The following is an 18,176-nucleotide window of genomic DNA, read 5'->3' on the forward strand; positions in this document are numbered from 1 at the left end:
GCGGCTTACCGGGGCGGCAACTGCTCGAGCCGTTCGAGAATGTCGAGTACCACCATACGCGGTGGGCGCTCGTCGGTCTCCACCACCAGGTCGGCAATTTCGCGGTAAAGCGGGTCGCGCAGTTCGAGCAGCGCGCGCAGCGTGGCTTCCGGGTTGGCCGTGCGCAACAACGGGCGATTTCGGTCACGGGCGGTACGCCCGACCTGCTGCTCGACCGAAGCATGCAGGTAGATCACTCGCCCGCCCCGGCGCAGGGCCTGGCGATTGGCTTCACGCATGACGACGCCGCCGCCGGTGGCCAGCACCACACCTTGAAGTTCGCACAGCTCGCCGATCATGGCCTGCTCGCGATCGCGAAAGCCTGGCTCGCCTTCCTTGTCGAAAATCCACGGGATATTGGCGCCCGTGCGCAGTTCGATTTCCTTGTCGGAATCCTTGAACAGCAGACGCAGCTCTTTGGCCAGCAAGCGGCCGATGGTGCTCTTACCCGCGCCCATCGGCCCCACAAGTATCATATTTCGCACAGAATCAACGACTCACAGCTATCGCCTGGTCTCCCATGATACGCGGAGTCAGAAAGACCAAAAGCTCGGATTTTTTCTCTTGTAATGCATCGCGTCGAAACAGCCGCCCAACATACGGCAGATCACCGAGAAATGGCACCTTGTCCGACACTTTGTTTTGCGACGTCGAATACACGCCGCCAATCACAATGGTATCGCCGTTGGCGACGCGAACCTTGGCGTTGACCTCGTTCTTTCGGATCGGCGGTACGTTGTTCAGGGCGTTGAGGTAGTCCGGCTCGTCCTTGGTCACGCGCACGGTCATGATCACATCGCCATCCGGGGTGATCTGCGGTGTGACTTCCAGCGACAGCGAAGCCTCGCGAAACGAGGTCGAGGTCGCTCCGCTCTTGCTGGTTTCCTGGTACGGCACCTCGGTGCCCTTGAGAATCCTCGCGGTTTCCTTGTCGGCGGTGAAGACCTTGGGCTGGGAGATGATCTCGCCATTGCCGGTCTTTTCCATGGCACTGAGTTCCAGGTCGAGCAACACGTCGCTGCGCAGTAGCCCAAGGCCGATCACCGACCCCGCTCGCTCCACACCCAGATCGACGAAGAGCTCCTTGCCGGCCCGCGCGCCCTCTTGGTACAGACCACTGCCCCAGCGCACACCCAGCCCCTGTTCGTAGTCGACGTTCACTTCGACGATGCGCGCTTCGATCATCACCTGACGCACCGGCACATCCAGTTGCCTGATCAGTTTGCGCAGCTCTTGCAGACGCTGCGCCGGCTGGCTGACGATCAGGGTGTTGGTGCGCACATCCACGCTGAGACCCCCGCGGGTTGCCAGGGCGGGCTCCTCGGCCAGCGCGGTGAGCAGCAGCTCTGCCAGTTCCGCTGCATTGGCGTGATGGATGGGAACGAGTTCACGCTGCAAAGGCTGTTGCTGCGCCTCATGCATCTCGCCCAGCCGCGCCTGGGTAGCCTGCTCCAAGAGCGCTGCAGCAGGGGCGACCACCAGCACGTTGCCTTCCTGTCGCATGCCCAGCCCCTTGCTGCGCAACACCAGATCGAGGGCCTGCTGCCAGGCCACCTGATCGAGGCGCAAGGTGATGCGCCCCTGCACGGTATCGCTGGCCACCAGGTTCACCCCAGCGTGCTCGGCCAGCACCTGGAGCACCGCTCGCACCTCGACATCCTGGAAGTTCAGCGACAGCCGCTCATCCTCGGCGGGCTGCGCCTGGGTGTGCAGGGAGATCAGTATCAGCAACGCTGTCCAGCACGCTCGCATCCTTGTCTTCACGCTCATCCGCACCTCGATTGCCTACGCTTTTTCCGAGCCACAACGTCCTGTTGTGCTCCTGCCATACGTCACCTAGAACGATGCGCTCCTGTACTCGAACCTGGTCGGCGTCCACGGCTACCACCCGGCCCTCGTGCCGTCCCAGGGCGTCACCGACCCGTACCCGATGGACCCGGCCACCTGCGGCGATCAGCGCCTGGTACTGCTGCGCGCTGAACAGGCTGCCGACCATTTTCAGCTGTTCCAGCGGCACGCCGCGCAGCTCGCCTGCCGTGACCTGTGCCGACCACAGGCCGAATAGATCGACGACGCCAGCTGGCGGGCGACGGCGTGCCGGTTCCTCAGCCAGCGACGCGGGCGGCGTCAGGACCTCGCCGGCGTGGTAGGCGGTGACAGTGAAGTGGGCCTGGAGGCGTCCGGCGTCTGCCGATGCGCGGCTCAATCGCGCCTCGCTGACGCGCAGCAGGCGGATCTGACCCAGCCAGTCATCGAGCCACTGCCGCAGCGCGGGGTAGCTGCCGCCGACCTGTACCTGCAGCGTCAAAGGGTGCACGTCGTCCTGCGCGGGTTGCGCCTTGATCGCGACGCGCTCGAAGGTCAATCCATGGGCATGCCCGGCCCGGCTCAGTTGATCGAGCAGGTCGCTGCTGTCCTCGCCCGCTGCCAGACGCCAGCGACTGTCCAGCAGACGGGCGTTGGCCAGGGCCAGTCCCTCGCGCTCGGCCTCCAGGCTCTGGACCTGTGCCTGCAACTGCTGCTGGCGCGTGCGCAGTTGCACGGCCTGACTCAAGGCTTGCTCGACCGCCCGTTGTGTTGCCTGCACGCGCAATACATGGCCAAGGCCGATGACCCCGAGCACCAGCGCTGTCAGCAACAGCAAGCGCTGCGTCCAGCGCCGGGCTGCCAGCGCATGCCAGTCGAGCCATGACAGGGCGCTCATGACCAACGCGCTGGCAGCCTGGCGCTCAGCTCGAACGCTTCGCCCTCGGCCTGGTTGTCGATGGCGCTGATCTCGACCTCGCGCAATACCGCAAGCTGCTGCAGCTGGCGCACCCACTGAGCCACCAGGGCAGGTGATGCAGCCAGGCCGATCAGCACCACGCGTTCGCCATCGAGGCGCAGCTCGGTGAGCTGCAGACCGCTGGGCATGGCCTGTTCGAGGCCAGCGAGCATGTTCGGCAGTACGGCCTGATCGCTTCTCAGACGTGCCAGCGCACGCAGGCGAAGCTCCAGTGCAGCTCGCGCCGCGCGCAGCTCATCGAGGGTTCGCACCTGGCGTTCGAGGCGGTCGAGCTGGCGCTGCTGGGCAGCGTTGGCCAGGTGATGTTCGCGCAGGCGTGACTGGGCCAGTTGATCGATCATCACCACCAGCGCCAAGGCACCCACCGCACCGGCCAGTAACGTGGCCTGAAACCGCCGCACCGCAGCGTGGCGGCGCTGCTCGCGCCAGGGCAGCAGATTCAGCCGGAGCATCAGCGCAGCCCTCCCAACGCCAGACCATGGACCAATGCCAGACGGCCCGCACCGCTGCGAAACTCATCGGCGGCGCGCATGCCTGGCGTCAGGTGCGAGCGCGGCGTCCATACCTGGCAGTCCAGTGCCAGACGCGCAGACAGCACCTGGGCCAACGCTTCGCTGGCGCCGACACCGGTCAGCAGCAAACGACGCGGCGCGTCCGCTTCGGTCGCGCCCGTCCATACCCCGCGCAGCCAATCGGCACAGGTCAGCTCCCCGCCGCTGGCCAGATGCGGCGCGCGGTGGTGCAACGCCAGGTGTTGGGCGCTGCGACGGTGCAACACCACATCGTTTGCTTCCACCTGAAGCAGCGCGGTGGTTTCACAAGCCTCCTCGGACAACGATCGCAGCAGGGCAAAGCTGTCGACCTCGATACCCACCAACTGTAGCCCTGCCTCTGCGCAGAGCTGTTCGAGCGGATCGATCAGGCTCTGCCGGCATGCGCCGACCAGCACCTTGACCTGCCCTGGCTCGGCAGCTGGACCCAGTACCTGGAAGTCCAGTGCCAGATCATCCAACGGAAACGGGAACAACTGCTCGGCCTGGCGCAACAGCTGCTGCTCAAGCTCGGTGTCGAGACGACAGACCGGTAGCTGGCACACCTTGCAGATCACCTGCGCGGCTGGCAGCGCCATCACCACCTTGCGCTGGCGACTGCCACAGCGCTGTACGGCCCGGCGCAGCGGTTCGCACAGCCCTGGCAGCGGCGTGGCCAACTCGAGCGGTTCTATCGCCCACGCGCTGATGCGATGTCGGCCACGGCGGCGGCTCAATTGCAGCATTCGAATGGAATCGGCGGCGATTTCCACCGCCAGAGGTGAACTGGCATCCCTGCCTATGCGTCCAAGCACTGATTTTTCCTTTTTTGCGGGTGGCGATACCCCGGCTGCGGAGGTCGATCGAACCCTTCGCTGGCGGTCGGCAGACTGCCTGGGCGGTCACCCAGTCAAGCGAAAAGTGCTTATAATGCCGGCGATTTTTCCCAGTCCCCGGACGCGTGCAATCCACTTTCCAACCTGGACACCCAAAAGCCTTGATACGCCTGTTGAAATTCTGCTGGTGGTCTTTCGTTGCAGTCATCTGCTCGCTCGTACTCGGTCTGAGCGGCGCGTTTCTGTATCTTAGTCCCAACCTCCCGTCGGTCGAGTCGCTCAGAAGCATCCAGTTGCAGATACCCCTGAGGGTGTATAGCAGCGACGGCAAGCTGATCGCTGAATTCGGCGAGATGCGGCGCTCTCCCATCCGTTTCGAGGAAATTCCCCCACAGTTCATCCAGGCGCTTCTGTCAGCCGAGGATGACAATTTCCTCAATCACTACGGTGTCGACCCGGGCAGCCTGATGCGCGCTGCCACGCAGTTGGTGAAGACCGGCCACATCCAGACCGGCGGCAGCACCATCACCATGCAGGTGGCGAAGAACTTCTTCCTCACCAGCGAGCGCAGTTTCTCGCGCAAGACCAACGAAATTCTCCTGGCGCTGCAAATCGAACGCGAGCTGACCAAGGACGAAATCCTCGAGCTGTACGTCAACAAGATCTACCTGGGCAACCGCGCCTACGGCATCGATGCCGCCGCGCAGGTGTACTACGGCAAATCGATCCGTGACGTCAGCCTGGCGCAAATGGCCATGATCGCCGGCCTGCCCAAGGCGCCCTCGCGCTTCAACCCGCTGGCCAACCCGGTGCGCGCCAAAGAGCGTCGTGACTGGATCCTGGGGCGCATGTATCGCCTCGGCAAGATCGACCAGGCCAGCTACCAGAACGCTCTGGCCGAGCCGCTCAATGCCAGCTATCACGTGCCGACCCCTGAGGTGTACGCGCCCTACGTGGCAGAGATGGCCCGCGCCGAGATGGTCGGGCGCTACGGCAGCGATGCCTACACCGAAGGCTTCCGCGTCACCACCAGCGTGCCCAGCGACCTCCAGGAAATGGCCAATTCCGCGGTGCTCAAAGGCCTCAGCGAGTACGACGAGCGCCATGGCTATCGCGGCCCGCTGGCGCGCTTCCCCGGCAAGAGCCGCAGCGAATGGCTGGCCGAGCTGAGCAAACAGCGCACCCTCGGCGGCCTGGAGCCGGCCATCGTCACCCAGGTCGAGAAGACCGGCATCAGCGTGCTGACCCGCAGCGGCCAGGATCAGCAGATTGCCTGGGACTCGATGAAGTGGGCGCGTCCGTTCATCAATACCAACGCCCAGGGCCGTGCGCCGCAGTCGCCGGCTGACGTCGCCCAGGTGGGCGATCTGGTGCGGGTCCAGCGCCTGGCCGACGGCACCTTGAAATTCAGCCAGGTACCTGCTGCGCAGAGCGCCCTGGTGTCGCTCGACCCCACCAGCGGCGCGATCCGCGCACTGGTTGGCGGCTTCTCGTTCGAGCAGAGCAACTACAACCGTGCCACCCAGGCCAAGCGTCAGCCCGGTTCGAGCTTCAAGCCATTCGTCTACAGCGCGGCCCTGGACAGTGGCTACACCGCCGCCAGCCTGGTCAACGATGCGCCGATCGTGTTCGCCGACCCCAACGTCGACAAGGTCTGGCGTCCGAAGAACGACACCAATACCTTCCTCGGCCCGATCCGCATGCGCGAAGCGCTGTACAAGTCGCGCAACCTGGTGTCGATCCGCTTGCTGCAAGCCATGGGTGTAGGCCGCACGGTCGACTACATCGCCCGCTTCGGCTTCAACAAGCAGGACCTGCCCTACAACCTGTCGCTGGCCCTGGGCACCGCGACCCTGACACCGATGGAAATCGCCGCAGGCTGGAGCACCTTCGCCAACGGCGGCTACAAGATCAGCCCGTACCTGATCGAGCGCATCGAAAGCCGCAGTGGCGAGACGCTGTTCACCGCCAACCCGCCGCGTGTGCCGCAAGGTGCCGAGGATCAGGCGGGCATCGCCGCACCGGAACAGCCGATCAGCACCGGCAGCTTGCCGGGCGAAGCGCCGAATGCCATCGACCAGGCCTTCGCTACCACGCAGCCACCGGCGGTGGCCGAGCGCATCGTCGACGGCCGCACCACCTACATCCTCACCAGCATGTTGCAGGACGTGATCAAGCGCGGCACCGGACGCCGGGCGCTGGCTTTGGGCCGTAATGACCTGGCAGGCAAGACCGGCACCACCAACGAGTCCAAGGACGCTTGGTTCTCCGGCTACAACGCTGATTTCATGACCACCGTGTGGGTCGGTTTCGATCAGCCGGAAAGCCTCGGTCGCCGTGAATATGGCGGTACTGCGGCGCTGCCGATCTGGATGAACTACATGGGCGCTGCGCTGAAGGACAAGCCCAGCCACCCACCCGCCGAGCCTCAGGGCATTCTCAGCCTGCGCGTCGATCCGATCAGTGGCCGCGCGGCAACGCCGAGCACGCCCAATGCCTACTTCGAACTGTTCAAGGCCGAAGACTCACCGCCCAATGGTGATGAGCTGGGTAACGGTGCGGCGCCAGGCAGCCCACTGCCGGCCGACGAGTCGGCGCCCATGGACCTGTTCTGAGCGGCAAGCTCTAAGCTTCAAGCGGCAAGCGGCAAGCGGCAAGCGGCAAGATGGATTGCGTGGGGCGGCCTGACGCGATCGGTCAAAGAACTCGGTTCAACTTGCAGCTTGCGGCTTGTAACTAGCAACTGCCTTGCATAAAAAAACCCGCTCACCAGGAGCGGGTTTTTTTATGCAAGGCCGCTTAGCCGTTGAAGACGTCATCCACGCCCTTGAGCGGGTAGTGCTTCGGATACGGCAGGGTGGCGACGCCGGACTCGATGGCGGCCTTGGCCACGGCATCGGAGACCAGGGTGATCAGGCGTGGGTCCATCGGCTTGGGAATGATGTACTCACGACCAAACTCCAGGGCCTGAACGCCGTAGGCATCGCAGACTTCCTTGGGCACTGGCTGCTTGGCCAGGTCTTTCAGGGCGATGGCGGCGGCGATTTTCATTTCTTCGTTGATGCGCTTGGCGCGAACGTCCAGGGCACCACGGAAGATGAAGGGGAAGCCCAGCACGTTGTTGACCTGGTTCGGGTAGTCGGAACGACCGGTCGCCATGATGACGTCATCGCGGGTAGCGTGCGCCAGCTCTGGGCTGATTTCCGGGTCCGGGTTGGAGCAAGCGAAGACGATCGGATTCGCCGCCATCGACTTCAGGCCTTCGGCGCTGAGCAGGTTCGGGCCGGACAGGCCAACGAACACGTCGGCACCGTTGAGGGCGTCGGCCAGGGTGCGCTTGTCGGTGGCGTGGGCGAACTGCGCCTTGTACTGGTTGAGGTCATCACGGCCAGCGTGGATTACGCCGTTACGGTCGATCATGTAGATGTTTTCGACCTTGGCACCCATGCTCACCAGCAGCTTCATGCAGGAAATGGCCGCAGCGCCAGCGCCGAGGCAGACGATCTGCGCTTCAGGCAGGGTCTTGCCGGCGATTTCCAGGGCGTTGATCATGCCGGCCGCGGTGACGATGGCGGTGCCGTGCTGGTCATCGTGGAACACCGGGATGTCGCACTGCTCGATCAGCGTACGCTCGATCTCGAAGCACTCAGGGGCCTTGATGTCTTCGAGGTTGATGCCACCGAAGGTGATGGAAATGCGACGCACGGTGTCGATGAAGGCCTGCGGGCTTTCCGACTCGACTTCGATGTCGAACACATCGATACCGGCGAAGCGCTTGAACAGAACGCCTTTGCCTTCCATGACCGGCTTGGACGCCAGTGGGCCGAGGTCACCCAGGCCGAGAATGGCGGTGCCGTCGGAAATCACTGCGACCAGGTTGCCCTTGCCGGTGTACTTGTAAGCCAGCTCTGGGTCACGGCCGATTTCACGCACCGGCTCAGCGACGCCCGGGCTGTAGGCCAGGGCCAGGTCGCGCGCGGTGGCGGTAGGCTTGGTGAGCTCGACGCTCAGTTTCCCCGGACGAGGCTGAGCGTGGTAGTCGAGAGCGGCAGTTTTGAGATCTGACATGGTAGGCATTCCGCTTTTTACTGTTCTGACGGGCCGCCGAGGATACGCAATGTGCCGTGGAGCGACAAGACTGCCCGGTCACAACTGTCAAGGCCTTTGCTCTACGACTTTGCGCTAGGACCTGCGGAGGCATGGAAAAGCCAGTGTGTACAATCAGCGCTTATAGTGTCTACAAATTTCTATCGGGTCAGCGCCTTGAACATGCTCGGATGGCTCAACTGCAGGTACCAGCGCGGTGAGCGTACCGTGCCGGCACGCACGCCTGAACGGCTGACGATCCAGCCCCGCACTTCCACGGATCGCCCTTTGAGGGTATCGGCGAATGCCGCCGGATAACCGCGAAGCAGACGAGCGGGAAGGCGTACCCGCAGCACGCCATCGACATCCAGCAACAGCGCATCCTTGCGCCGCTGCACACGCGTGACCTGGCCGCTGGCCACGGCGAAACCGGCGCGTTTCAGCGTACGCGCGCGCTGCACCGGCTGCGCCTGCCAGAGCCCGAGACGGGCCGCACGTGCAGCCTGCTCGGCCTCGCCCTGGCAGGTCGCCAGGCGGATGTTAGGGGCGATTGCGCTGTGGTAGCCCAGCCCCTCACGCAGCAGTTGTGCGGCCAGATTGTCGCCCGTTCGCGCGTAGGCATAGGCGAGGATGCGGCCATAGCGGTCGTTCGACTCGGCCCCACGGACGAGATGGATACGCCCGCCACTGGCCTCGACCAGCGCCTGCAAGCGCTGCCGCGCGGCAATGGCGTAGGGTTCGCTGGCGCGCTTGCCGCGGCCGACTTCCGGGGCGTTGATGCCGATCAGCCGCACGCTGCGACCATTGCTCAGGCGCAGGGTGTCACCATCGAGTACCTGAGCGACCGCCACCGTCGCCTTGGGCAGCGGCAAGGGACACAGCGCCGCGGCGGATAGGTGCCAAAAGATGCCCATAAAAAAGGCGCCCACCAGGGACGCCTTTTTTTGCAACTGTACGAACTCCGAAGAATTCGCCATGCGCAGTCTTACTTCTTGGCACCGAACATGCCGAAGCGATCTGCGAACTTCTGTACGCGACCACCGGTGTCCAGAACCTTTTGCTTACCGGTGTAGAACGGGTGGCACTGCGAGCACACGTCGATCGACAGCGGCTTGGCCAGGGTCGAACGGGTTTCGAACTGAGCGCCACAGCTGCAGGTGACTGCAACTGCTTCGTAATTCGGATGGATATTGTCTTTCATCGTCATTTCCTCGAGCTGCGTGCCGCCACCCAACACCATTGTTGAATACCGCACGTAATTAGGCGGCGAATAATACCAGAGCGCGCACCCAGCGCAAGTTGTCGCTTGCACCGACCGTCGTCTGCTACGCTCGTCGCATTCTGAAACACCCCCCAGAGACCTCCCGCGTGTCCGACGTCATCCTGCGCCTCGCCTTGCCCTCGCCTCTGCGCCGCCTGTTCGATTACCGCGCACCGGCGGGCGTGGCAGGCCGTACGCTGACGCCGGGCATGCGCGTGCGCGTGCCATTCGGCCGGCGCGAGATGATCGGCGTGCTGGTTGAGGTCGGCGACCACAGTGAGGTGCCACAAGACAAGCTCAAGCCCGCCCGTGCCCTGCTCGATGAGGTCTCGCCGCTGCCGCCGGCGCTGTTCAAGCTGTGCCTGTGGACCGCCCAGTATTACCAGCACAGCCTGGGCGACACCCTGAGCTGGGCTTTGCCCAACCTGCTGCGCCAGGGCGAATTGGCCGAAGCGCGTCAGGAGCGCTATTGGCACGCGGCAGACGGCGCGAGCCTGAGCGATCCGCGCATCGCCCGCGCCCCACGCCAGCGCGAAGCCTTGCAGACCCTGGCCCAGCACCCCCACGGCGTGGCCCACAGCCTGCTGAGCAAGCTGCAACTGAACAAGGACAGCCTCGACCTGCTGCTGGCCAAGGGCCTGGTCAGCGTGGAAGTGCGCCGGCAACTGCCGGCCCCGCGCCATGAGCACTGGCTGGCGCAGCCGGAACTGACCCTCAACGATGAGCAACAGGCCGCGTTTGCCGCCGTGCGCTCAGGCTTCGGTGCCTTTCACGCCTTTCTGCTGGCGGGGGTGACCGGCAGCGGCAAGACCGAGGTGTACCTGCAACTGATCCGCGAAGCGTTGCAGGCCGGCAAGCAGGCGCTGATCCTGATTCCCGAGATCAACCTGGGCCCGCAAACCGTGGCGCGCTTCGAGCAGCGCTTCAACGCGCGCGTCGCCCTGCTGCATTCAGGCCTGAGTGACCGCGAGCGCCTGGACGCCTGGCTGGCGGCCCGCGATGGCGAAGCCGACATCATCATCGGCACCCGCTCAGCGCTGTTCACGCCCATGAAGCACCCTGGGCTGATCATCATCGACGAGGAACACGACGGTTCCTATAAACAGCAGGAAGGCCTGCGTTACCACGCCCGCGACCTGGCAGTGGTACGCGCCCACCAAGAGCAGGTTCCGATTCTGCTCGGCTCGGCCACGCCATCGCTGGAAAGCCTGCACAACGCCCACACCGGCCGTTACGGCCTGTTGCGTATGCACCAACGGGCTGGCGGCGCGCAGCCGCCACGACTGCTGCGCCTGGACGTGCGCAGCCTGCCGCTGGACAGCGGCATCAGCGGGCCTCTGCAACAGGCCATCCGCCAGACCCTGGAAGCCGGCCAGCAGGTGCTGGTGTTCCTCAACCGCCGTGGATTCGCGCCCACATTGCTGTGCCACGACTGCGGCTGGTTGTCGGGCTGCCCGCGCTGCGACGCGCGGATGACCGTGCACCAGCGCTCGGGTCTGCTGCGCTGCCACCACTGCGGCCATGAAGAACGCCTGCCGCAGCAATGCCCGCAGTGCGACCACGTCGACCTGCGCCCAATCGGTGCCGGCACCGAGCGCGCCGAGGATCGGCTCAAGCTGCTGTTCCCGGATTACCCGGTGCTGCGCGTCGACCGCGACAGTACCTCGCGCAAGGACGCCATGCACACGTTGTTCACCACCATCCAGCGCGGCCAGCCGAGCATCCTGGTGGGCACGCAGATGCTCGCCAAAGGGCACCACTTCCCCAAGGTGACCCTGGTGGCCGTGCTCAATGCCGACGGCGGACTGTTTTCCGGTGATTTCCGCGCCAGTGAACACATGGCGCAGTTGATCATGCAGGTCGCAGGGCGCGCAGGACGTGCCGAAGAGCCAGGCAAGGTGATCATCCAGACCCACCTGGCCGAGCATCCGTTACTGGTGCAGTTGACCGAGCAGGGCTACTTCGCCTTCGCCGAACAGGCCCTGAGCGAACGTCGCAGCGCTGGCCTGCCGCCGTTCTCGCACTTGGCGCTGTTGCGTGCCGAGGCGCACAAGCCGGGCCAGGCCGAGGCGTTTCTCGACCTGGCGTGCTCGGCCGCCGAGGCCTGGCTGGCAGCATTTCCGCAGACCGGCATCGAGCTGCTGGGCCCGGTGCCAGCGCCGATGGAACGCCGCGCCGGGCGCTTCCGCGCGCAGTTGCTGGTGCAGGCCAGCGGCCGGGCGGCGCTGCACCGGCTGCTCAGCGCCTGGCTGGTGCAGCTGGAGCAATTGCCTAGCGGCCGACAGGTGCGCTGGTCGCTGGACGTCGATCCGGTCGACCTGTATTGAGCCACGCCCGCTGGCGACGCGGTGTGCACGACCATTGGCCGTGAAAGGTTGGCAACCCGCTTCCGGCCACGGATAATGTGCAGTTTTTCCACCAGCGCATCGAAGCGCCCCGCCGCGCTTGCGGTCGAAAAGAGAACCTGATGAAAGACACCATTCGCCAGCTGGTCCAGCAAGCCCTCACCCAACTCGTCACCGACGGTGTGCTGCCTGAGGGGCTGTCGCCTGCGATCCAGGTGGAAAACGCCCGCGACAAGACCCACGGTGACTTCGCCAGCAACATCGCCATGATGCTGGCCAAGCCGGCCGGGATGAAGCCACGCGACCTGGCGGAAAAACTCATCCAGGCCCTGCCGGCCAGCGACGACATCAGCAAGGTGGAAATCGCCGGTCCCGGCTTTCTCAACTTCTTCCAGAACACTGCGGCCCTGGCCAACCGCCTCGACGCAGCGCTGACCGATGCACGCCTCGGCGTGCGCAAGGCCGGTGCCGCCGAGAAGGTAGTGGTCGACCTGTCGGCGCCGAACCTGGCCAAGGAAATGCACGTCGGCCACCTGCGCTCGACCATCATCGGCGACAGCGTGGCGCGGATTCTGGAGTTTCTCGGTGACGAGGTGATCCGGCAGAACCACGTCGGCGACTGGGGCACCCAGTTCGGCATGCTGCTGGCCTATCTGGAAGAAAACCCCATCACCAGCGACGAGCTGTCCGACCTGGAAAACTTCTACCGCGCGGCGAAGAAGCGCTTCGACGAATCCGAAGCCTTCGCCACCCGCGCGCGCAGCCTGGTGGTCAAGCTGCAGGCCGGCGATCCGGAGTGCATGGCGCTGTGGACCCGCTTCAAGGACATCTCGCTGTCGCACTGCCAGAAGACCTACGAACAGCTCAACGTCAAGTTGAGCATGGCCGACGTGATGGGCGAAAGCGCCTACAACGATGACCTGGCCAACGTCGTCAGCGACCTCAAGCACAGCGGCCTGCTGGTCGAGAACCAGGGCGCGCAGTGCGTGTTCCTGGAAGAGTTCAAGAATGCCGAAGGCGACCCGTTGCCGGTGATCGTGCAGAAGGCCGACGGTGGTTACCTGTACGCCACCACCGACCTTGCCGCCGTGCGCTACCGCAGCAACGTGCTCAAGGCCGACCGTGCGCTGTACTTCGTCGACCAGCGTCAGGCGCTGCACTTCAACCAGGTGTTCGAAGTGGCCCGCCGCGCTGGTTTCGTCGGTCACCCGATGCGCATGGAGCACATGGGCTTCGGCACCATGAACGGCGCCGATGGCCGACCGTTCAAGACCCGCGACGGCGGCACGGTCAAGCTGATCGACCTGCTCACCGAAGCCAAGGAACGTGCCTACACGCTGGTCAAGGAAAAGAACGCAGGCCTCGGTGAAGAGGAACTGCGCCGTATCGGCGAAGTGGTGGGCATCGGTGCGGTGAAATACGCCGACCTGTCCAAGCACCGCACCAGCGACTACAGCTTCAACTTCGAGCTGATGCTCAACTTCGACGGCAACACCGCGCCCTACCTGCTGTATGCCTACACCCGGGTTGCCAGCGTGTTCCGCAAGCTGGGCAAAGGCTTCGAACAGGTCGAGGGCAGTATCGTGCTGCAGGCGGCCCACGAGCAGGAGCTGGCCGCGCGCCTGGCGCAGTTCGGCGAAGTGCTGAACAGCGTCGCGGAAAAAGGCACGCCCCATGTGCTGTGCAGCTACCTCTACGACATCGCCGGGCTGTTCTCCAGCTTCTACGAGAACTGCCCGATTCTTGCCGCCGAAACGCCCGAGCTGCAGCAGAGCCGTCTGCGCCTGGCCGCGCTGACCGGCCGCACTCTCAAACAGGGCCTGGAACTGCTTGGCCTGGAAACCCTGGAGCGCATGTAACTTGGCCGCCAAGAAAAAACCTGCCCCCAAGCGCGGCGCCAGCCGCCAGCAAGCCCCCAGCAAGAAGCCGATCCCGGGGTGGATCTGGCTGGCCGTGGGCCTCACCGTGGGCGCCTTCGTGGTGTTTCTGATGAAGCTTGAACCGGGGTCGGGCGACATCCAGCGCGCCAAGCCCGAGAAACAGGCGCCGGGCAAAGTCGCACAGGACAACAAGACCGCGCCCTCGCCGCAGCAGCCGGTCAAGCCCAAATACGACTTCTACACCCTGCTACCGGAATCGGAAGTCATCGTGCCGCCTGAAGCGGTACCGGAAAAAACCCCGCCAGTGCCTGCGCAGCCCGTCACCCCAGTGACCCCGGCCGAAGCGGCGAAAATCGACACCGCCCGCGCCCAGGCCGCGCTGCTCGGCCAGACCCCACCCCCCGCCCCGCCGGTGATCAAACCTGCGGCCACCACACAGTTCTTCCTGCAGGCCGGCTCGTTCCGCAAGCAGGCTGACGCCGACAAGGTCCGCGCGCAGATCATCCTGCTCGGGCAGACGGTCAAGGTCGAGTCGGGCACGGTGAAAGAGGAAACCTGGTACCGCGTGCTGGTCGGTCCGTTCAGCAACCGCGAACAGCTGACCGTGGCGCAGAAGCAACTGGCCGGGGCAGGCTTCAGCAACCTGCTGTTGCAACAGCGACAAACCCGCCAGTAACGAAAAAGGCCTTGCCAGCACAGCTGACAAGGCCTTTTTTCTGCCTCAGCGGCGGCTGGCGTTGACCTCGGAGATTTGCCGGTTGAGGGTCCAGAAGTCGTACAGCACACCCAGCAGGAACAGCCCGCCGGTGCACAGGTAGATCAGGGCGGAAATCCACTTGCCTTGGTACAACCGGTGCAGGCCGAACACACCGAGGAAGGTCAGCAGAATCCACGCCAGGTTGTAGTCCACCCGCCCTGGCTGGAAGCGCGCATCGGCCTCGCGGTCCATGGCCGGAATCAGGAACAGGTCGATCAGCCAGCCGATGCCCAGCAGGCCCAGGGTGAAGAACCAGATCGTGCCGGTGATCGGCTTGCCGTAGTAGAACCGGTGCGAGCCGGTAAAGCCGAAAATCCACAGCAGATACCCCAGCACCTTGCTGTGGGTGTCGTGCAACGGCTGACTTTGTCCATAACCATTCATTGCGTAAACCTCGCCGCTTATACGAAAAATTTTCTAAAAAAAGTTGTGACTTTTTTCAGGATGGCCGACGGGCGGTAGCCGTGCAATCGACCAACGGATCAGGAGTTGATCAAAAAGCTGTTATAAAGTTGCGCGCCAAACACACAACTTTCATAAGAGCTTCATCTATGCCACCTCTGTTCAAGACATGGCTGACCCTCTGTCTATTATTGCCACTGGCCGCCCACGCCACCAATCGTGAGCAACGTCTTCCCAACGGCTTCACTGGCCAGACCGTGCACAGCGCCTCGGTCAAGCGTCCACAAGTCAAACAGGTCAATGTGCTGCGCGCCGTTCCGGTCAGCCGCAAAGCACATACCCTGACCACCGCCGCAGCGCCGGCCAAGCAGAGCAACGCCGTGCTCAGCCGTGCCGTGAACGTGCTCGGTACACCCTATCGTTGGGGCGGCAGCAGCCCGAAAAAAGGCTTCGATTGCAGCGGTCTGGTGCAGTACGCCTTCAATGACGTCGCCAATGTCGACCTGCCGCGCACCTCCAGCGCAATGGCCGCCGGCCACGGCGTCAAGGTTGCCAAGGCTGACCTGAAGCCGGGCGACCTGATCTTCTTCAACATCAAGAGCCGCCGCGTCAACCACGTGGCCATCTACCTGGGCAACGATCGCTTCATCCACGCGCCACGGCGTGGCAAGAACGTCAGCATCGACACCCTGAAAAAACCGTACTGGCAGCAGCATTACGTGGTCGCCAAACGCGTGCTGCCCAAAGAGCCGCTCAATGCGCAAGACCTAAAGATCGCCAAGCGCTGAGGCACTCGCCCCTGCATTGACTGGAAAAACAAAACGGCCCGCATCTGCGGGCCGTTTTTCGTTGCCTCAGAAGGCAGTGTTCACCGTCAGCGACAGGCTGCGCGGGTCGCCGTAGATGGCGCCGGCGTAGAAGCCGTAGCGGGTGTAATAGTGCTTGTCGAACAGGTTGTTGGCGTTGAGGGTGACGCTGGTGTCGTCGGTCACCTGGTACTTGGCGAGCGCGTTCCAGATCGCATAACCCGACCAGTTCACATCGCTCGGGCCGGTGCTGATGCCATTGCTCGGCTGACCGGCAGGCGAAGACACGGCGCGAATATTGGTTTGCGCGGTGACGCCGGCGCCCAGGGTCAGGCGATCCAACGCGCCGGACAGGCGATAGGTGGTCGAGGCCTTGAACAGGTGCGACGGGTCTTGCCGGCCATCGCTGTCGACGCGACGGAAGTGCAGGTAGGTGTAGCCGGCGTAGACGTTCCAGTCCGGGGTCAGTGCGCCGGCCAGCTCCAGGTCGATGCCGTCGGTTTCCTGGCCAGTGCCGGCTTTATAGGCCGAGTTGCCGGTCGGCGTGGTGAGGTCGCCGTCGAGCACAGCCTTGTTGTCCTGCTTAGTGCGGAAGTACGCCGCCGAAGCATTCAGCCGACCATCGAACCACTCACCCTTGATACCGGTTTCATAGCTCTGGCCACGGATCGGCTCGACCGTGCCGCCACTGACGGTCTGCTGGGTCTGCGGAGTGAAGATGTCGGTGTAGCTGGCGTACAGCGAGTAGTTGTCGTCCAGGTCGTAGACGGCGCCCAGGTAAGGGGTGACCACACCGTTGTTGTGTTGGCTGGTGCGGCTGCCATCGACGCCACGGGTGATGGCCGAGTAATCGCTGGTGCGGGCGCCGACGATCACCGACAGGGGTTCGGTGATGCTCAGGCGGGTCGCGGCGTACATGCCTTGCAGGCGCGTGGTGACCTTGCTGTGCAGCCCGGTCTTGGAGGCCAGCATGTTCAGGTCGTCGTCCACCCCGTCGTGCCAGTTGCTGATCGGCAGGCCGTTGTTGGCGCGGAACAGGCAGCCGGTCACTGGGCCCGAGCTTTGCCCGTTACTGACCATGGTGCAGCTGTACTGCGGCGACCAGGCTACGGTGCGGCTGTCGCTATAGCCAACCATCGCCTGGTGGGTACGCCCCAGCAGTTGGAACGGGCCGGACAAATCGATCTGTGCCGACTGCTGGGTGGTGTCGGTGGACTGGTGCAGGCCGTTGAGAATCGCCCCGCCGCCATCCTGATCCCAGTAGCCCCCATACACGCCACGGCGCAGCGAGTTAACCTTGGCCAGGCCGCGGTGGCTCAGGGCATCGATAGAGCTCTGAGAACCTTTAAGTTCCAGTTCCCAGTCATTCTCGAAGCGGTGCTGCAAGCCCGCGAACACGGTTTGCGTCTCGGTTTCGCCGAAGCTCCAGCTCGGTGCCAGGTTGCTGCTGCGCGGCAGGTTGGTCTTGCTGCCATCGGCGAACCAGATCGGAATGTTGGCGCCCCAGCCGCCGCCGACGGTCTTGCTGTATTCGTACTGGTAGCCGGCGTTGAGGGTGGTGGCATCGCTGAGGTCGAAGGCGAAGTTGGCCAGCGCGGCACGGGAGCGCTCGGACTGGTTGTCGCGGAACGAGTTGGCGTCCTGCTGGGTGACCACGAAGCGCGAGCGCAGACGGCCATCTTCGGACAGCGGCACGTTGAGGTCGGCGCCCAGGCGGCGTTTATCCCAGCTGCCGTAGGTGGCATAGGCGCTGCCGCCAAAGGTCTTGGTCGGCGCCTTGCGGATCAGGTTGACTGCGGCAGACGGGTCGCCGGTGCCGCCGAGCAGGCCGTTGGCACCGCGCACGATGTCGACGCGCTCGTACATGTCCATGTTCAGCGCCGCACCACCACCGCTGAAGTCGGTGCTGCCGGGGTACTGCAGACCATCGATTTTCCAGTTGCTGATGCCGTAGCCGCGCGCGCGGAACTCGGTACGCCCGCCGACTTCCATCTTGCTGGCGGTCACGCCTGGTGCGGTCTCCAGCGCCTGCTCGATGCTATGGATATCGCGATCCTGCATCTGCTGACGGGTAATGGTGGTGACCGATTGCGGGGTCTGACGTGGGCTGAGTTTCATCCCGGTGGCGCTACGAGTGCTCTCGACGGTGTACCCTAGCTGGCCGGTTTCATCGGCACCCAGGCTGCTGTCTTCGATCGTGGTGGCGTCGAGCTCCAGCGCGCCGCCCTCGGCGGCGTGGGCGCTGGTGCCAAGACTGAGGGCGACGGCTAGGGCCAGGGGGGTGAGGCGCAAGCCGCCTCGGGCTGGGGAAGTAGAAGGGATCATGATGCTCTTCTGGATCATTTGGGAAAGCGTCTTATTCGCAGATGTTTTTTTGTTAGCATTTTAGGGTTCGCCCTGCGCCACTCCATGGGCGGCATGTACGCGCATGTAATCGAATGTAATGAGC

The 18,176-nt window shown here is 64.1% G+C and carries 15 protein-coding genes; 5 read left to right on the top strand and 10 right to left on the bottom strand.

What is annotated here, in order from left to right; all coding sequences use genetic code 11:
* Nucleotides 1–5: 5 nt before the first annotated feature.
* From aroK to pilM, 5 genes are read right to left on the bottom strand one after another with little or no spacing between them, the layout of a single operon-like run.
* Entirely contained in the window at nt 6–524 is a 519-nt protein-coding gene (gene aroK, locus LK03_RS04550) for a shikimate kinase AroK (protein ID WP_038411270.1), read from the bottom strand.
* Nucleotides 525–528: 4 nt separating this feature from the next.
* A complete protein-coding gene (locus tag LK03_RS04555; RefSeq protein WP_049870425.1) occupies nt 529–1,770 on the bottom strand; it encodes a secretin N-terminal domain-containing protein in 1,242 nt (413 codons plus the stop codon).
* Complete coding sequence (locus tag LK03_RS04560) at nt 1,721–2,743, bottom strand: pilus assembly protein PilP (protein WP_049870426.1); 1,023 nt, start codon at nt 2,741–2,743, stop codon at nt 1,721–1,723. Before LK03_RS04560 ends, LK03_RS04555 begins: the two co-directional genes overlap by 50 nt.
* A complete protein-coding gene (locus LK03_RS04565; protein ID WP_038411271.1) occupies nt 2,740–3,276 on the bottom strand; it encodes a PilN domain-containing protein in 537 nt (178 codons plus the stop codon). Before LK03_RS04565 ends, LK03_RS04560 begins: the two co-directional genes overlap by 4 nt.
* Nucleotides 3,276–4,169, bottom strand: coding sequence for a type IV pilus biogenesis protein PilM (pilM, locus tag LK03_RS04570; RefSeq protein ID WP_038411272.1), 894 nt, complete (start codon nt 4,167–4,169; stop codon nt 3,276–3,278). The genes LK03_RS04565 and pilM overlap by 1 nt, the downstream gene beginning before the upstream one ends.
* A 182-nt stretch (nt 4,170–4,351) precedes the next feature.
* Here pilM and LK03_RS04575 point away from each other — a divergent pair, with 182 nt between their 5' ends.
* On the top strand, nt 4,352–6,805 hold the full coding sequence (locus LK03_RS04575) for a penicillin-binding protein 1A (protein ID WP_038411273.1): 2,454 nt from the start codon (nt 4,352–4,354) through the stop codon (nt 6,803–6,805).
* Nucleotides 6,806–6,989: 184 nt separating this feature from the next.
* On the opposite strand, the gene LK03_RS04580 is transcribed toward LK03_RS04575, so the two are convergent.
* The 3 genes from LK03_RS04580 to rpmE all read right to left on the bottom strand — a co-directional run bounded on the left by LK03_RS04580 (nt 6,990) and on the right by rpmE (nt 9,477).
* The gene (locus tag LK03_RS04580; protein ID WP_038411274.1) at nt 6,990–8,258 is read right to left on the bottom strand and encodes a malic enzyme-like NAD(P)-binding protein; all 1,269 of its coding nucleotides are present in this window, start codon (nt 8,256–8,258) and stop codon (nt 6,990–6,992) included.
* Nucleotides 8,259–8,437: 179 nt separating this feature from the next.
* Nucleotides 8,438–9,259 carry a thermonuclease family protein gene (locus tag LK03_RS04585; RefSeq protein WP_038411275.1) on the bottom strand — a complete coding sequence of 274 codons (822 nt, stop codon included), beginning with the start codon at nt 9,257–9,259 and terminating at the stop codon, nt 8,438–8,440.
* Between the two features lie 2 nt (nt 9,260–9,261).
* Nucleotides 9,262–9,477, bottom strand: a complete 216-nt coding sequence (gene rpmE / locus LK03_RS04590; protein WP_038411276.1) for a 50S ribosomal protein L31 — start codon at nt 9,475–9,477, stop codon at nt 9,262–9,264.
* Between the two features lie 167 nt (nt 9,478–9,644).
* Between rpmE and LK03_RS04595 the strand changes: the two genes are divergently transcribed.
* The 3 genes from LK03_RS04595 (at nt 9,645) to LK03_RS04605 (ending at nt 14,438) form a co-directional block, all read left to right on the top strand.
* Entirely contained in the window at nt 9,645–11,864 is a 2,220-nt protein-coding gene (locus tag LK03_RS04595) for a primosomal protein N' (RefSeq protein ID WP_038411277.1), read from the top strand.
* A gap of 140 nt (nt 11,865–12,004) precedes the next feature.
* Nucleotides 12,005–13,741: an arginine--tRNA ligase gene (gene argS / locus LK03_RS04600; protein ID WP_038411278.1), complete on the top strand. Its 1,737-nt coding sequence runs from the start codon at nt 12,005–12,007 to the stop codon at nt 13,739–13,741.
* A gap of 1 nt (nt 13,742) precedes the next feature.
* Nucleotides 13,743–14,438: an SPOR domain-containing protein gene (locus tag LK03_RS04605; RefSeq protein WP_038411279.1), complete on the top strand. Its 696-nt coding sequence runs from the start codon at nt 13,743–13,745 to the stop codon at nt 14,436–14,438.
* Between the two features lie 45 nt (nt 14,439–14,483).
* Here LK03_RS04605 and LK03_RS04610 read toward each other — a convergent pair whose 3' ends face one another.
* Nucleotides 14,484–14,903 carry an NINE protein gene (locus LK03_RS04610; protein WP_038411280.1) on the bottom strand — a complete coding sequence of 140 codons (420 nt, stop codon included), beginning with the start codon at nt 14,901–14,903 and terminating at the stop codon, nt 14,484–14,486.
* Nucleotides 14,904–15,070: 167 nt separating this feature from the next.
* On the opposite strand from LK03_RS04610, the gene LK03_RS04615 reads away from it, so the two are divergent.
* Nucleotides 15,071–15,709 carry a C40 family peptidase gene (locus tag LK03_RS04615; RefSeq protein WP_038411281.1) on the top strand — a complete coding sequence of 213 codons (639 nt, stop codon included), beginning with the start codon at nt 15,071–15,073 and terminating at the stop codon, nt 15,707–15,709.
* A gap of 66 nt (nt 15,710–15,775) precedes the next feature.
* Here LK03_RS04615 and LK03_RS04620 read toward each other — a convergent pair whose 3' ends face one another.
* A complete protein-coding gene (locus LK03_RS04620) occupies nt 15,776–18,052 on the bottom strand; it encodes a TonB-dependent siderophore receptor (protein WP_167334485.1) in 2,277 nt (758 codons plus the stop codon).
* Between the last annotated feature and the right edge of the window lie 124 nt (nt 18,053–18,176).

Source organism: Pseudomonas cremoricolorata, assembly GCF_000759535.1.
GTDB classification, from domain to species: Bacteria; Pseudomonadota; Gammaproteobacteria; order Pseudomonadales; family Pseudomonadaceae; genus Aquipseudomonas; species Aquipseudomonas cremoricolorata_A.

Excerpts from the sequence above, each read along its gene's own strand:
- LK03_RS04615 (WP_038411281.1), top strand. The coding sequence starts at position 15,071 with ATGCCACCTCTGTTCAAGACATGGCTGACCCTCTGTCTATTATTGCCA.
- rpmE (WP_038411276.1), bottom strand. The coding sequence starts at position 9,477 with ATGAAAGACAATATCCATCCGAATTACGAAGCAGTTGCAGTCACCTGC.
- LK03_RS04560 (WP_049870426.1), bottom strand. The coding sequence starts at position 2,743 with ATGAGCGCCCTGTCATGGCTCGACTGGCATGCGCTGGCAGCCCGGCGC.
- LK03_RS04565 (WP_038411271.1), bottom strand. The coding sequence starts at position 3,276 with ATGCTCCGGCTGAATCTGCTGCCCTGGCGCGAGCAGCGCCGCCACGCT.
- LK03_RS04610 (WP_038411280.1), bottom strand. The coding sequence starts at position 14,903 with ATGAATGGTTATGGACAAAGTCAGCCGTTGCACGACACCCACAGCAAG.
- LK03_RS04620 (WP_167334485.1), bottom strand. The coding sequence starts at position 18,052 with ATGATCCCTTCTACTTCCCCAGCCCGAGGCGGCTTGCGCCTCACCCCC.
- argS (WP_038411278.1), top strand. The coding sequence starts at position 12,005 with ATGAAAGACACCATTCGCCAGCTGGTCCAGCAAGCCCTCACCCAACTC.
- LK03_RS04580 (WP_038411274.1), bottom strand. The coding sequence starts at position 8,258 with ATGTCAGATCTCAAAACTGCCGCTCTCGACTACCACGCTCAGCCTCGT.